A 14,603-nucleotide genomic window follows, 5' to 3' on the forward strand; every position below is an offset into this window, starting at 1 on the left:
ACTAAAACTTTATTGCTAATCTAACAATAGCAACATCTTTTCTATTAAATTCCATTTCTTCACCATTTATAATGATTTTTATATTATTGTCTTCTGTTAATCCTACAAGTTCACCTTCAAATTGTTTACATCCATTTAATGGTTTATATAATTTTAAATCTACATCTCTACCTTGGTATCTAGCAAAATCTCTGTCTTTTTTTAGTGCTTTATCAAGCCCTGGAGAAGATACTTCTAAGAAATAATTCTCTTTTATAGGGTCTTTTTCGTCTAATATTGGGCTTAGTTCTCTACTAACTAATTCACATTCGTTTAAAGATATTCCTTCTTCTTTATCTATGTATACTCTTAAGTAGTATTCTCCCGCTTCTTTTACATATTCAACATCAACCATTTCAAATCCATGTTCATCCGTTATTTTAGTTACAATTTCTTCAATTGCTACTTCTAAATCTTTTTTCATTAAATTACCTCCTATTCAATTGTAAATGACTATTTTAAATTTATTAAATAATTTTTAAATTAAATGTATTTAATAAATTTAAACTAGTTCTTAATAATATATTTAAAATAAAAGAGTGAGAACAGCTGTCTCACTCTTAGTTTCTGCAAAGTATACTATTTTCTATACTATGATATCATAAAATTCTTTTATTTGCAACTTTTTGAACTAACCTAAAACAGTGACAATTGGTTTTCATCACTCATATTTTCAAGTGAGCCATGATTAGTAAGTGTTTCTATTACTGTTTTTGATACTTTTGCTCTCTTTCTTAAATCTTCTTTTGATATAAACTCACCATTTTTTCTTTCATTTTGAATATTTAAAGCTGCATTTCCTCCAAGACCTTGTATTGCTGCCATTGGTGGAAGTAATGTTTTTTCTCCAACAACTATAAAGTCACTTGCATCCGATTTATATATATCAACTGGTAACAGCCTTATCCCCCTTGCATACATTTCAAGTGCAACTTCTAATACGGTCAACATACCTTTTTCCTTTGTAGTTGCATCATTTCCCAATGCTTCAATCTCATTTATTTTTGATTTTATAGTATCCAAACCTTTAACAATTAAATCTGCATCAAAATCTTCCACCTTTGTAGTAAAGTAAGTTGCATAAAAGGCTTCTGGGTAATGTACTTTACAATATGCAATTCTAAATGAGGTCATAACATAAGCAACAGCATGTGCTTTAGGGAACATATATTTAATCTTTTTACACGAACCTATATACCATTCTGGAACATTATTTTTCTTCATTTCTTCAATATGTTCTGGTTTTAAACCTTTCCCTTTTCTTACACTCTCCATTATTGTAAAACTCATCTTAGGAGGTAAGCCTTTAAATATTAAGTAGTTCATTATGTCATCTCGTGTAGATATAACATCTTTTAATCCCACTATATCTTCTCTAACTAAATCTTGTGCGTTATTTACCCAAACATCTGTACCATGAGAAAGACCAGATATACGTACGAGCTCTGCAAACGTAGTAGGTTTTGTATCAAGGAGCATTTGTCGTACAAACTTAGTTCCAAATTCAGGTACAGCAAGACATCCTATAGGACAATTTATCTCTTCTGGTGTAACTCCTAACGCTTCTGTAGATGTAAATAAAGACATAGTCTCTTCATCATCTAGAGGAATTTCAGTTATATTTATTCCAGTAATATCTTCAAGCATTCTTATGATAGTAGGACCGTCGTGTCCAAGTATATCAAGTTTAAGTATCCTACCACTTATTGAATGATAATCAAAGTGAGTAGTTATAACGCCACAAGAAGTATCATTTGCTGGATATTGTATAGGTGTAAAATCATATACATCTTTATAGTCTGGTATAACCATAACTCCACCAGGATGCTGTCCTGAGGTTCTTTTTACGCCAGTACACCCATTTGAAAGTCTAAGAACCTCCGCATTTGGTACACTTATATTATTTTCTTCTACATATTTTCTTGCATATCCAAAAGCTGTTTTTTCTGCTACTGTACCTATAGTTCCTGCTCTATATACATATCCCTCTCCAAATAATTCTTCGGTGTATTTGTGGATTGTTGGCTGATAATTTCCTGAGAAATTTAGGTCTATATCTGGTTCTTTATCTCCTTCAAAACCTAAGAAAACCTCAAACGGAATGTCATGACCATTTTTAGCAAGTTTTCTTCCACATTTTGGACAATCCTTATCTGGCAAGTCAACACCTGACCCCCATTCACCTATTTCATAAAAAAAGGAATATTTACAATCTTCATTTTCACAAATATAGTGAGCTGGTAGAGGATTAACTTCTGTTATATCACTCATAGTAGCTGCAAATGATGAACCAACAGAACCTCTTGAACCAACCAAATACCCATCTGAAAGAGATTTTGCAACTAGTTTTTGAGCTATAATATACATAACTGCATATCCATTACTTATTATTGAATTTAATTCTCTATCCAATCTCTTTTGAACTATTTCTGGTATTGGCTCTCCATAAATCCGTTTAGCTTTTTCATAGCACATTTCCCTTAATTCTACATCTGAACCTTCTATAATTGGTGGATATGTATCATCTGGTATAGGTTTTATATTTTCAACCATATCAGCAATCAAATTACTATTTTCAACCACAACTTCATATGCTAATTCTTCTCCAAGATAACTAAACTCCTCCAACATTTCATCTGTTGTCCTAAAATGTAAATAAGTCTCTTCTTCATCTACCTTAAATCCTTGAGAATACTTTAGAACTTTTCTTAAAACAGCCTCATGTTTATCTAAAAAATGCACATCTCCAGTAGCTACTGGAATTTTATTAAACCTCTTAGCTGTATCAATTAATTTTCTATTTAATTCTCTCAGCTCTTCTTCATCCTTTACTTCTCCTTTATCAATCATAAACCTATTGTTATCTATAGGCATTACTTCTATATAATCATATAAATCTATTATTTTTTTCATTTCTTCATCAGATACATTTTTCTTTACAGCTTGAAAAACAACCCCTGCTTCACAAGCGGAACCAATTATGAGACCTTCCTTATACTCATTTAAAATACTTCTAAGGATTCTTGGGGCTCTAAAAAAATGATTTACATGTGCATCTGAAATTATTTTATATAAGTTTTTTATACCTATAGAATTTTTTGCTATCAAAGTTATATGATTTGTACTAAGCTTTGTATAATCGATTTTTCCAAGAATATTATTCACATCACTTAAAGTTTTGGCACCTTTTTCTGTAAGCATCTGTAAAAATTTATTAAATATAAGTGCAGTTGCTTCCGCATCATCAACTGCTCTATGGTGGTTTAAAAGAGGTATGCCAAGCTCTTTAGCAACAACATTTAATCTATGTCTTTTTAACTTGGGAAGCATTACTCTGGCTAACATAAGTGTATCTACTTTTTTGTGATTATACATTATCCCCTGTTCTCTACACTTTTGTGATATAAATCCAGTATCAAACTCCGCATTATGTGCAACTAGTACACTATCTCCAACAAACTCCATAAATCTTGGAAGAACTTCTTCAATAGTTGGCTTATCTTTAATCAATTCATTAGTTATTCCTGTTAATTCTTGTATCTTATACGAAATATCTTTTTCAGGATTTATTAATTCACTAAATCTATCTACAATTTTAAAATTTTCTATTTTTACAGCACCAATTTCAGTTATTTTATCATTTGTATTAGAAAATCCAGTAGTCTCTATATCAAATACAACAAACGTCTGAGAAAGTTCTTTATCATTTGCATCTTCTATAATAAGAGAATCATCTTCAACTAAATACCCTTCTACTCCATAAAGTATTTTTATGTTGTTTGCCTTACCAGCATTCATAGCATCTGGGAATCCCTGTACAACACCATGGTCTGTTATAGCAACCGCTGGATGTCCCCATTTTGCTGCACGTTCTACAAGTTTTTTAACAGAACAAATAGCATCCATAGAAGACATCTGAGTATGTGCATGAAGCTCCACCCTTTTTTCTTCTGAAGTATCTTTTCTCTCTGGTCTAGCTTCTTGTCTAATTCCACTAATCATCATACTAATTTCTCTTTGATATGTATCATAAACTATGTCACCTTTAAGTTTTAAATAAGCTCCTTTTTTAACATTTTCAAGTACTCCATCTTTATTGGTATCTGTTAAAAATAGCTTACAACTTATTGAACTAGTATAATCTGTAATTGATGCTATCATAAGTATTTTTCCATTTTTAAGTTCTTTAGTCTCAACATCAAATATATCTCCAACAACTGCAACTGTTCCAGAAGAGGCATTTAAACCAGATATATTTTCAATCATAGCATTTGCATTATCTCCATAGACTAAATTTTCGTCAACTTCTGATTTAATAACATAGCCTTCTTCTTCATTTTCTTCACACTTATTAATTTGTCCAATTTCCAATGCTCTAATTTTTTCTTCCATTTCTCTATCATTTATTCTTATAAGTCTTTCTACATTTACCTTTTCATCAACAGCTTTTTCAATAGTTATATCTAAATCCAATCCCAATTCTTCACTAAGAACAGTTTTAAGTACATGAACTACATTTTTTTTTATTAATCTCTCATAAAATATACCCTTTGGGAGTTTTATTTTTAATTCTTCATCTAAACAAAGAAATTCAACTTGCTTATACCATCCTGCAATGGATGGACACAGGTACTTTAATATATACAAGATATTATTCCAATATTTTTTTATAACATCTTTGTTAGATTTTCTTTCAAACCCAGTAAATCTTATTTTCATCTTTATATCTTTAAAATAATCAAGCTTATACATCAATTCTTCTCTAAATTTATCTAAAAGTTCATGTGAAACAATATCTTTAGATGTCAGGTAAAAATAAACAATTTTATTTTCTTTAAAATAAACTACTCTACTTATGTAAACTTCTTTAAGTTGCTTTCCAAGACCGCTGTTATTAATTTCTAATTTATCTAAATATTCCTTAACACTTTCCATTTATATCCTCCTTTCCTAACATTATATATATATTATTACCACTTTTTCTCTATTTCTATCTATTACTCATTTATATTTACTTAGAATTAATATTATAGCATAAAAATTTTGCTAATATTAAGATTTATATCTTGTAAATTATATACAAAAAGACTACAGATAATTTAAACAAAATGAAAAACTACCCATAGTCTATATTTTTTACTTATGTATTACTTATATTGTGGTACCTCAAAGACTAAACTACTTCCACCACTATAAAGGCCAATTAAATTTTCCATAATTCCAGAAATTCCATTAGCCCAATTTACATCAGTTGCATATTGGTGCCATGTATAATCATAATTCCACTTCATCTTGTAAATAGTATTTTGATTATACTTAGAACTATTTACATAGTTTTGAGATATCCATTTTGCAGAACCATCTATCGTAGCTTCAATACTAGTCCATCCATTAGAATATGCTGCCTCTGCTCCTGAAACATTGGCACTTTTATCTATTGCTCCTATTCCAAAAAAATTATACACTTTAACTGGTTTGCTAAGAGCTTGGCCTTTATAAGAAGTCAATGTCTGACCTTGTGCAAGTGTAGATTTACCATAAGCAGTTTCCCACATAGCATGAGATACTAGATATACTACATCTATATTATACTTCTTAGCAGCGTTTATAAATGCAGCTCCTTGATTCTTAAATACACTAGAAGATAATCCATTAAGGTATGAATTTAAGCTTGACTCTGATATACCACTTCTATAGCTATTAATTTTTAAGAATTGCATCATACCTTTTGTAGTATTTGTAAAGTTTTTAGGATTTAAATAATATTCTATGTCACTTGAACTAGCATTTACAAATGAACTTGTTCTTTGTGCTGAAAATGTACTAAATTCAGGACTTGGGGTACTTTTTCTATTACCTGGAGCTATTACATTCCCTCCTGCTGTTGCTTTCTCAACTTGTTTACTTACATGAGAAGCTAGTGTATAGTTTAAAGATTTGTAATCAATCTTAGCTCCACTTATATTTGCCATACCATTTACTTGTCCTGACGTTGTAGAATCATTATTTCCATTATTATTGGAATTGTTATTTGAGTTATTATTATTTGTATTATCATCTGATGTATCTGTCGAATCAGCTAGATAATTCCCCACAACAAATGCTTCTTTATTGTTAAAATTAATTTTAGCCCATCCACTACTTTCTGACATTACAGTTACTTTGCTTCCCTTATAGACTTTTCCTAATTTACTATATGTAGAGCCTGGACCACTTCTTACATTTAAAGAGGCTGTATTTACAAATTTATTAGTATTTTTTTTATCAGTATCTTGGCTAGAATTATTTGTATCACTCTGACCTGCATCTGATAAATACATACTAGATACATATCCATCTTTTCCATTATACTTTATTTTTGACCATCCATTAGATTCTGATATTACTTCTACCTTACTTCCTTTTTGTAACTTACCTAATACACCATAGCTTGTATTTGGACCACTTCTTACATTTAGTGAAGTTGTATTTACCTGCTTAGTTTTTGATTTATTAGTTGAACTTGATACATCTCCTAGATAAGAACTAGATACATAGCCTAGTCTTCCATCATATTTGATTTTTGACCAGCCATTGCTTTCTGATATTACTTCTACTTTTTGTCCCTTTTTTAATACAGTTATAACTCTATAGCTTGTTCCTGCTCCATTTCTCATATTTAAACTATTTGAGGTAACCTGTTTTTCTTTATTTGTAGATGTTCTTAAAAAGTCACCATTAGATTTTGCTATATATTTTGATGAAGCCCAACCTTCTTGTCCAGATTCAGCTTTTATTTTATACCATCCATTAGAAGAGTCTTTTATTAAAACTTTATCATCTTTTTTAGCAACAAAAGATATACTACTTTCGGCAGTTGGTTCATTTCTTACATTTAAATAATTTATAGTCACTATACCTATTTCTCCATCAGCATGTGCATTTACCATAGTTAATGGCAATACAGCTAATGTTGCTAAAGCTGCTTTTTTCTTCACTTACTTCCCCCGCCCTTCTTTTAACACTAAAACAATTTTAATATAATTATACGACAACTTATGATTTTAGTAAATATTGTCTATTTATATTATGTATACATTTTATTTATACTTTCTTTATTTTCATTTCTGATTTTAATTTATCTATTTATATATTGAAAAATATAAACTCTTTTAGCTCATATAATTTTATTTATGCCCACTCTTTAAATTGATTTGTAAAACATTAAGAAGATACTCAGAATCTAATAAAGTAACATAAACTTTATAATATGTAGTACAATCTATATATAATAATTTTGGAGGTGTAAACTATGGATGCAAATAACCTAAAAGACTTAATATCTAATCATAATAATATAGTATTTTTTGGTGGAGCAGGTGTTTCAACTGAATCTAATATACCAGATTTCAGAAGCTCTACTGGACTTTTTAGTCAAAAACTCAATAAACAATTTACTGCTGAGCAATTAGTTTCACATACTTTTTTTGTTAAATATCCAGAAGAGTTCTTTGAATTCTACAAAGATAAACTGATATATCCTAATGCAAGACCTAATAATGCCCATATAGCTTTGGCAAAGCTAGAAGAAATGGGCAAACTTAAAGCTGTTATAACTCAAAATATTGATGGACTTCATCAAATGGCTGGAAGTAAGAATGTTTTAGAACTTCATGGTTCTGTACATAGAAATTACTGTACTAACTGTGGTAAATTTTTTGATTTAGAAGCTATGCTAAATCTAGGAGGTAATATTCCTCATTGTGATGATTGTGGCTCTATAGTAAAACCTGATGTAGTGCTTTATGAAGAAGCTCTTGACGGTGATGTTATTACTAAGACAATTTCTGCTATAAGTAATGCTGATTTACTGATTATAGGAGGTACATCCTTGGCTGTATATCCAGCAGCTAGTTTTATAGATTATTACAAAGGTAAATATATTGCTCTTATTAATAAGGCAAACACAGTTTATGATAAATCTGCATCTCTTGTAATTAATAGACCTATTGGAGAAGTTCTATATGAAGCTGTATTAAGACAAATATAGATTTATTTCAATATTTTTATTATATATATGAGTTTTTATGTTGAATTTAAAGTTTCTTTTTATTATTATTTTTGTTATAGTATTTTAGTATAAATATATAATTTGAAAGGAGCTTTTTATGAAACTAAAAACTATATCTTTACCAGAACTTAATAATTTAGACCCAACACTGGAATCTACATTTATCAAAATGGGTGAAGAGCAAGGCGAACTAGCTGAATGTATAGGCAAATTCAGAAATCTAAGTGGAGAAAATAATGACTTAGATGAAGTTGATATTATAAAGAAAACTGCTAAAGAATTGATGGACGTGGCTCAAACATGTGTAACTATGATGTTTAAACTAGAAGAACAATATGGTATTAATCTTGATGAAATACGCAAAGAACATATAAAAAAACTAGAAAAAAGAGGCTACATAAAAAACCTAGATAAGTAAACATTCTATCTCTAAATATTTATTAAAATAAATTTAAAGTCTGAAATGTTTAATTTCTATGTAAATTTGCTATTAAATGGTATCTCAAAATGATTTTTTAAATTGTAATTGAGATACCATTTTTTATTTTATTTGTGTATATTATTTAATATTTTCATAAACAATTAAATTTTATCCAGTATAATGAGTTTTTGTCAGCAAAATTTTATTTTTAACTTCTATATTGTTCTCTCTTATTTTCATAAATTTTACTATATTCTTCTATCGCTTCATCCCATGCTTCTATATCTGTTATCCCTTTTTCAATTGCTAATAAATGAACTATCTCAGCTAACTTTGATGCTGATTCTATTATTCCCATTTGTTACACCCTCTCTATTGTCAAATACTTACAAAAACTGTTAATTAGTTCTAATATTTGTTATTATTATTCCCAAAAACTTTAATAAATAAAAATATTTTTATTTTTTGACACGATTCTAATATGGCCACTATGACTACGAAATTTAAAAACTTTTATCTCTTTAAATTTTCTATATAAAATCTTAACTTTATTAAATTTTTTATATATTAAATTGACAGAGGATGAATATATTTATATAGGTACATATTAATTTATTATAGGAGAGAATGCTCTATGTTTAAAATTTTTCTTTTTTCTAGTGAACAGTTTGTAAGTCTTTTTATATTCGGATTATTTCTATATCATTGTCCAAAGCTAACAAAAAATATTTTACCCTATAGTTACACAGTTGAAAAAATACTTTGTACCTTAATGGTAATAGTCGTTGCTTTAGAACAAATTTTAATTATTTCTTCAGGGAATTATAGCACCTTGAATTCCTTACCAATTGGAATTAGCCATATTTGTATCTACATATGTATAGCTATATTAGTTTTTAAACAGTATCATTTTTTTAACATATTTTTTTCTTGGAGTTTAGTTTGTTCTGTTGGAGAACTTATTTTTTCTAAAAACTTAGGATACGAATTTCCTAGCTTCATATATTTTCTATTTATCTTCTCTAAATGTTTGATAATATATGCAAATATTTATATGGTTGATGTAAGAAAATTTAAAGTTAACAGACATGCATTTAGAGATAATTTTGGAATTTGTCTTATTTATTTTTCATTTATATTTTTACTAAATACATTTACTGATTCACAATATTACTATAGCTTTTTAAGTTACAATACAACTACCATTTTCATATTTATTTTTGCTACTAGCATTGTGTACATACTTCCTCTTTTATCCAATATAGATACCTTTATCCTTGAAAAAAAGAAAAAGAGTAAATAATTTGTTTAAATTTATAAATAAAGCCACTTAGATATTTTTTAAGTTTTAAAAATATCCAAGTGGCTTTACACATTAAACTATAGTTTTTGTAATATATAATTTTATACCTCTGCTAAATAATACAATGTCCTAACAGGCTCTCCTGTCGCTCCTTTTGATTTATATCCCTTTGATTTTGATGATGTACTTGTACCTGCTATATCCATATGTATCCATGGAGTACTGCCAACAAATTCTCCAATAAAGGCTCCTGCTGTTATGCATCCAGCATTTTTACCTCCAGTATTTTTAAGGTCTGCTTCTTCTCCCTTTACCATATTTTTAAACTCATCATAAAGAGGCATCTTCCAAACTCTTTCTCCAGATAAAGTAGATGCTTTTTCCAATTCACAATAAAAATCATCATTATTTGTTACTACAGGAGTTGCAACATTACCTAATAATGTTAAAGCTGCACCAGTCAATGTTGCTACATCAACAACTTTTGTTACTTTTTCATTATTAATAATGTAATATATTGCATCGGCTAATGTAAGTCTACCTTCTGCATCTGTATTTAAAACTTCGATAGTTTTTCTTGCCATAGAGTTAATTATATCTCCTGGCTTATATGAACCTCCCGATAAAGCATTTTCACATGCAGCTACTACTGCTATAACATTTTTCTTTAATTTACTCTGAGATATGGCACACATAGCTCCTATTACACTTGCAGCTCCAGCCATGTCTGTTTTCATATCTAGCATAGATGCATTTGATTTTAAAGAATATCCACCAGTATCATAAGTCAATCCTTTGCCCACTAGACCTAGTATATCTGAATTCTCTTCATCTCCAAAATATCTCATTACTATAAATCTTGGTTTATTAACTGAACCTCTTGATACAGCAAAAAAAGCTTCCATACCCAATGCTTTTATTTTTTCTTCTTCATAAATCTCAACATTAAATCCATACTCTGCCCCAAGTCTAACTGCCTCTATTGCCAATGTCTTTGGGTATATTATATTTGATGGTTCGTTAACTAGATTTCTAGCTATTATAGTTGAATTAGATAGTATTCTAGCTTTTTCTATTTGACAATCTGCTTCTTTTTCAGTGAATATAATTATATTCTCTATTTCTCTTTCTTCAAATTCTTTACTTTTTGTCTTATATTTATCAAATTTATAGTTTCCAAGCAATATTCCTTCTGAAAAAGCACCTATCTCTTCTATATCTAAATTAATATTTATTATGTTAATATCATTATTTTTACATACTTTATTTCTCAATATACTTTTTATTTTTTTACATAAATTGCCCCCTATGATTCTAAGTTTTTCCTTATCTAAAGATTCTTTCTTACCAAGACCAACTAGACAAATGTCTATTAGATTTTCATTTTCGAGCAATGTCACAATCTCTATGTTATTTTCTTTAGCACTGAAGTTTTTACTTACAATATTTAATTTATCAAACATTGTAGAAACATTCTCATCTTCAAACACAGTAACTACAGTTATAGCATCATCCAAGCTTTTTAATATTTCTTTAGAACATTTTATCTGCATATCAAATTCTCCTTTTTAAAATAATTGCTCAATTATATTTCTAGAGTCTTCCAAAGAATCAAATAATTTATCTTTGTTTTTTACATCTAAACAGTTCATTTTATCACTTATTATAGATATAAATTTTAATATTTCATCATCTAATATTTTTTCTCCACTTTCAGTTATTCCATAAAAAGTATTTCGTCTATCTCTACTATCTTCTTCTCTATATACATAGTCTTGCTCAACTAGCTTATTAAGCAATATACACAAACTAGAAGTAGATACATGTAAGTCTCTACTTAAATTTTTAAGTTCCATTTTATTATGCTTTCTTATACTTACTAAAGCAAAAAATTGCCTTTCTGTAAGTACTTTACCTTTTTTATATCTTTCATTATTAATAATCTTTATTAAATTATGAAAGTTATTCATACTTTCCAACAACAAAATAGATAACTCTTTATCACTCATAAAATTCACCTCAAAATTAATAATTGGGACTCCCTCTTATCCCCCCAATATGTTTATATATCTCTAATATAATACTTCTTTTCTTTTTATAATTATACTATAGATAAACTTTATTATCCATTTAAATTGTTTTAAACTAAAATATTATTAGGTATAAAGTAAAAAACATTTAAATTACATTATAAAATAGTGAGACTTATATCAATCTCACTATTTTACTTAAGGATATATTTTATTTTCAAAAGTATTCTAATCTTATACTACATATTATTCTTGTCTGTATTTTTATTATTTTGAGATATATTCTGAATTTTTTCTAATACTCTAGGAGTTATAGACAAGATATTATCTACTAGATTAATATTACTATCTAAACTCATTATTCTAGTTTCTCCACTTTCAACTACTACAAATGCTACTGGTTGTACAGATATAGCTCCTGCACTACCTCCTGCAAAATTTGTATCTGCTTTTTCACTTTTTATTTCAATATTTTTATCTTTCTCATCATATCCTTTTGAATATTCTCCTCCACCTATACCAAATCCAATTGTTACTTTTGATATAGGAACAACTACTGTAGTATCTGTTTTTATAGGGTCTCCTATAATAGTATTTGCATCTATAGAACCTTTAATAGTTTCAAGAGTTGTTTCCATAAGACTTTGTATCGAACCTGTTGCTCTCATTACTATCACCTCCCTTATAATTTCCTTTATTTTTATTCATAACCTTATTAACCATTATTATAAAATGAAATAAATCTTTTATTCTTGACCTTATATGTATCCTTACATTTCCCAAAAAGTAATCTTTTGTAAAATTTGGATTTACATTTAGATATATTTTTTCTGCATCAATTATATTAAATAAATTTCCATATAGAGTATTTATTAATACATACACAGAAGATGTCAAACTTACATTTTTAGTTCCAAAATCAATGTTTGAATAAAATTCATGTATTTTTATCTTTTTTAATAGTCTATAAATACTTAAAAGGTCATCAGCTAATAATATACTAGAGTCTATATTATTCTTCATCCCCTCTTTTTTATCATTATTGTTACTATTTTCAGCTGGATATAGTTGTCTATTTATATTTATTAAATCAAACATGTATTTTATATTAAGTTTTAAGCAAACATCTTTATTGTTTATATCTGCTATTAATAAGATATTTATATGAGACATTAAAAACAATACAATTATACTTATTATAAAAATTATTGCTATTATTAAGTATTTAAAATTAAGTAATTCATTAATCTCCATGTCTATATTATCATCAAAAAATTACTATTTATACTTAATTAACCATATTTATTTTACCAAAAGCACTTTTTTATATTCAAACAAAAAAACACAATAACTTAGAGTATTTTAAACCTTCTAAAAAATTTAAAAATATAAACTAAATTACTGTGTTCTCCATATTTTTATTTTAAAATTAACATTTCTATTGTAAAATTAATATTCTCTTTGTATAACATTTTATTCATTTGTTAATGCTTCTTGATAAGTTTCTATAGCAGGCAACTCTTCAAGACTTTCTATATTTAGCAACTTTAAAAATTCATCTGTTGTCTTATAAATTATAGGTTTTCCTATTTTATTAAGTCTACCAGCCTCTCTTATAAGTTGATTTTCAAATAGAGTTTGTAGCACCTTATCACATTTTACTCCCCTTATATCTTCTATCTCTACCTTCGTTATTGGTTGTTTATATGCAATTATAGTAAGAGTCTCTAGTGTAGCTTGACTCAAACTTTTCTTTTTCTTTGGTTCAATAATTTTTTTTATATATTCTGCATAATCTTCATTTGTACACATTTGATATTTGTTTTCCAATTTGATTATTTGAATACCTCTATTTTTTTCTCTATATTCATCAATAAGTAAATTTAACATAATCTCTATCTCTTTTGATGAAAGTTCTTTATTTATTATATAATTTAATTCTTTTATACTTATTGGGTCACCATATGCAAACATAATAGATTCTATAATACACTTTATATCTTCTCTTTTCATTTTAACACTCCGAACTTTTTCTAATTAAAATATCATCAAAAAATATATCTTGTACCACTACTATCTCTTTTTCTTTTATAAGCTCCAATATAGATAAAAAAGTAGCAATTATTTCATCATTTTCATATGATTTTATGATATTTGTAAAAGTAACTTCTATTTTCTCTTTTATGACATTTCTTATATACACTATTTTTTCTTCCACAGATATTATCTTTTTTCTCACTATTTTATCCAATTTTTCATCATTAGTATTTTCAATTTGTGATGTTTTAACCTTAAATATATATGGAAGTATATTTTTTATTGCCTCTATTGATATATCTTCTAAATCTACATTATCATCAATAACTATTTCTTCTTTAGTTCTATAAAATCTTTCATTAATATAAGTTATATTTTCCTTTATATCTTGTGATGCTATTTTAAATTTTCTGTATTCTTCTAATTTCTCCATAAGTTCTATTCTTGGGTCTTCTTCTTCATCCTTTTGTTTGTAAAGTAAGTATTTAGATTTTATCTCTAAAAGCTTAGATGCCATAGTTATAAATTCGCTAGTTATCTCTAAATCCATTTTGTCTAACATTTTTAGATAATTAAGATATTGCTTAGTTATATCTATAATTGATATATCTTTTATATCTATCTTATGTTTAGTTATCAAGTCATACAGCAAATCTAATGGTCCCTCATAAACTTGTAATTGTATATTATACTTCATATTAATCCCTCTTTAAGTTATTTATT

General features: G+C 27.6%; 13 protein-coding genes. 3 read left to right on the forward strand and 10 right to left on the reverse strand.

The window, feature by feature from the left end:
- Position 1: 1 nt before the first annotated feature.
- The 3 genes from JJC01_14195 to JJC01_14205 all read right to left on the reverse strand — a co-directional run bounded on the left by JJC01_14195 (position 2) and on the right by JJC01_14205 (position 7,016).
- The gene (locus tag JJC01_14195; GenBank protein UDN57316.1) at positions 2 to 463 is read right to left on the reverse strand and encodes a ribosome maturation factor RimP; all 462 of its coding nucleotides are present in this window, start codon (positions 461 to 463) and stop codon (positions 2 to 4) included.
- A gap of 212 nt (positions 464 to 675) precedes the next feature.
- A complete protein-coding gene (locus JJC01_14200) occupies positions 676 to 4,974 on the reverse strand; it encodes a PolC-type DNA polymerase III (protein UDN57317.1) in 4,299 nt (1,432 codons plus the stop codon).
- A 212-nt stretch (positions 4,975 to 5,186) separates the two neighbouring features.
- Positions 5,187 to 7,016: an SH3 domain-containing protein gene (locus JJC01_14205; protein UDN57318.1), complete on the reverse strand. Its 1,830-nt coding sequence runs from the start codon at positions 7,014 to 7,016 to the stop codon at positions 5,187 to 5,189.
- 314 nt (positions 7,017 to 7,330) lie between these two features.
- Between JJC01_14205 and JJC01_14210 the strand changes: the two genes are divergently transcribed.
- Complete coding sequence (locus JJC01_14210) at positions 7,331 to 8,068, forward strand: NAD-dependent protein deacylase (GenBank protein ID UDN57319.1); 738 nt, start codon at positions 7,331 to 7,333, stop codon at positions 8,066 to 8,068.
- A 118-nt stretch (positions 8,069 to 8,186) separates the two neighbouring features.
- Positions 8,187 to 8,507 carry a MazG-like family protein gene (locus JJC01_14215; protein UDN57320.1) on the forward strand — a complete coding sequence of 107 codons (321 nt, stop codon included), beginning with the start codon at positions 8,187 to 8,189 and terminating at the stop codon, positions 8,505 to 8,507.
- Between the two features lie 211 nt (positions 8,508 to 8,718).
- Here the strand turns inward: JJC01_14215 and JJC01_14220 are convergent, their stop codons facing one another.
- Positions 8,719 to 8,868, reverse strand: a complete 150-nt coding sequence (locus JJC01_14220; protein ID UDN57321.1) for a hypothetical protein — start codon at positions 8,866 to 8,868, stop codon at positions 8,719 to 8,721.
- Between the two features lie 276 nt (positions 8,869 to 9,144).
- Between JJC01_14220 and JJC01_14225 the strand changes: the two genes are divergently transcribed.
- On the forward strand, positions 9,145 to 9,813 hold the full coding sequence (locus tag JJC01_14225) for a YwaF family protein (GenBank protein UDN57322.1): 669 nt from the start codon (positions 9,145 to 9,147) through the stop codon (positions 9,811 to 9,813).
- 101 nt (positions 9,814 to 9,914) lie between these two features.
- Here JJC01_14225 and JJC01_14230 read toward each other — a convergent pair whose 3' ends face one another.
- The 6 genes from JJC01_14230 to JJC01_14255 form a co-directional block, all read right to left on the reverse strand.
- Positions 9,915 to 11,366 carry a leucyl aminopeptidase gene (locus tag JJC01_14230; GenBank protein UDN57323.1) on the reverse strand — a complete coding sequence of 484 codons (1,452 nt, stop codon included), beginning with the start codon at positions 11,364 to 11,366 and terminating at the stop codon, positions 9,915 to 9,917.
- Between the two features lie 15 nt (positions 11,367 to 11,381).
- Positions 11,382 to 11,822, reverse strand: a complete 441-nt coding sequence (locus JJC01_14235) for a MarR family transcriptional regulator (protein UDN57324.1) — start codon at positions 11,820 to 11,822, stop codon at positions 11,382 to 11,384.
- 260 nt (positions 11,823 to 12,082) lie between these two features.
- Entirely contained in the window at positions 12,083 to 12,511 is a 429-nt protein-coding gene (gene ytfJ, locus JJC01_14240; protein ID UDN57325.1) for a GerW family sporulation protein, read from the reverse strand.
- Positions 12,465 to 13,097 (reverse strand): DUF2953 domain-containing protein, encoded by a 633-nt coding sequence (locus tag JJC01_14245; GenBank protein UDN57326.1) that lies wholly within the window; start codon positions 13,095 to 13,097, stop codon positions 12,465 to 12,467. The genes ytfJ and JJC01_14245 overlap by 47 nt, the downstream gene beginning before the upstream one ends.
- A 219-nt stretch (positions 13,098 to 13,316) precedes the next feature.
- Positions 13,317 to 13,856 (reverse strand): SMC-Scp complex subunit ScpB, encoded by a 540-nt coding sequence (gene scpB, locus JJC01_14250; protein UDN57327.1) that lies wholly within the window; start codon positions 13,854 to 13,856, stop codon positions 13,317 to 13,319.
- 1 nt (position 13,857) lies between these two features.
- The gene (locus JJC01_14255; protein UDN57328.1) at positions 13,858 to 14,577 is read right to left on the reverse strand and encodes a segregation/condensation protein A; all 720 of its coding nucleotides are present in this window, start codon (positions 14,575 to 14,577) and stop codon (positions 13,858 to 13,860) included.
- Between the last annotated feature and the right edge of the window lie 26 nt (positions 14,578 to 14,603).

Source organism: Clostridioides sp. ES-S-0010-02, from assembly GCA_020641055.1.
In the GTDB taxonomy this organism is placed as follows: Bacteria; Bacillota; Clostridia; order Peptostreptococcales; family Peptostreptococcaceae; genus Clostridioides.

Coding starts and splice junctions, on each gene's coding strand:
- JJC01_14200 (UDN57317.1), bottom strand. CDS start 4,974: ATGGAAAGTGTTAAGGAATATTTAGATAAATTAGAAATTAATAACAGC.
- JJC01_14230 (UDN57323.1), bottom strand. CDS start 11,366: ATGCAGATAAAATGTTCTAAAGAAATATTAAAAAGCTTGGATGATGCT.
- JJC01_14225 (UDN57322.1), top strand. CDS start 9,145: ATGTTTAAAATTTTTCTTTTTTCTAGTGAACAGTTTGTAAGTCTTTTT.
- JJC01_14195 (UDN57316.1), bottom strand. CDS start 463: ATGAAAAAAGATTTAGAAGTAGCAATTGAAGAAATTGTAACTAAAATA.
- JJC01_14220 (UDN57321.1), bottom strand. CDS start 8,868: ATGGGAATAATAGAATCAGCATCAAAGTTAGCTGAGATAGTTCATTTA.
- JJC01_14245 (UDN57326.1), bottom strand. CDS start 13,097: ATGGAGATTAATGAATTACTTAATTTTAAATACTTAATAATAGCAATA.
- JJC01_14255 (UDN57328.1), bottom strand. CDS start 14,577: ATGAAGTATAATATACAATTACAAGTTTATGAGGGACCATTAGATTTG.
- JJC01_14235 (UDN57324.1), bottom strand. CDS start 11,822: ATGAGTGATAAAGAGTTATCTATTTTGTTGTTGGAAAGTATGAATAAC.
- JJC01_14210 (UDN57319.1), top strand. CDS start 7,331: ATGGATGCAAATAACCTAAAAGACTTAATATCTAATCATAATAATATA.
- scpB (UDN57327.1), bottom strand. CDS start 13,856: ATGAAAAGAGAAGATATAAAGTGTATTATAGAATCTATTATGTTTGCA.
- ytfJ (UDN57325.1), bottom strand. CDS start 12,511: ATGAGAGCAACAGGTTCGATACAAAGTCTTATGGAAACAACTCTTGAA.
- JJC01_14215 (UDN57320.1), top strand. CDS start 8,187: ATGAAACTAAAAACTATATCTTTACCAGAACTTAATAATTTAGACCCA.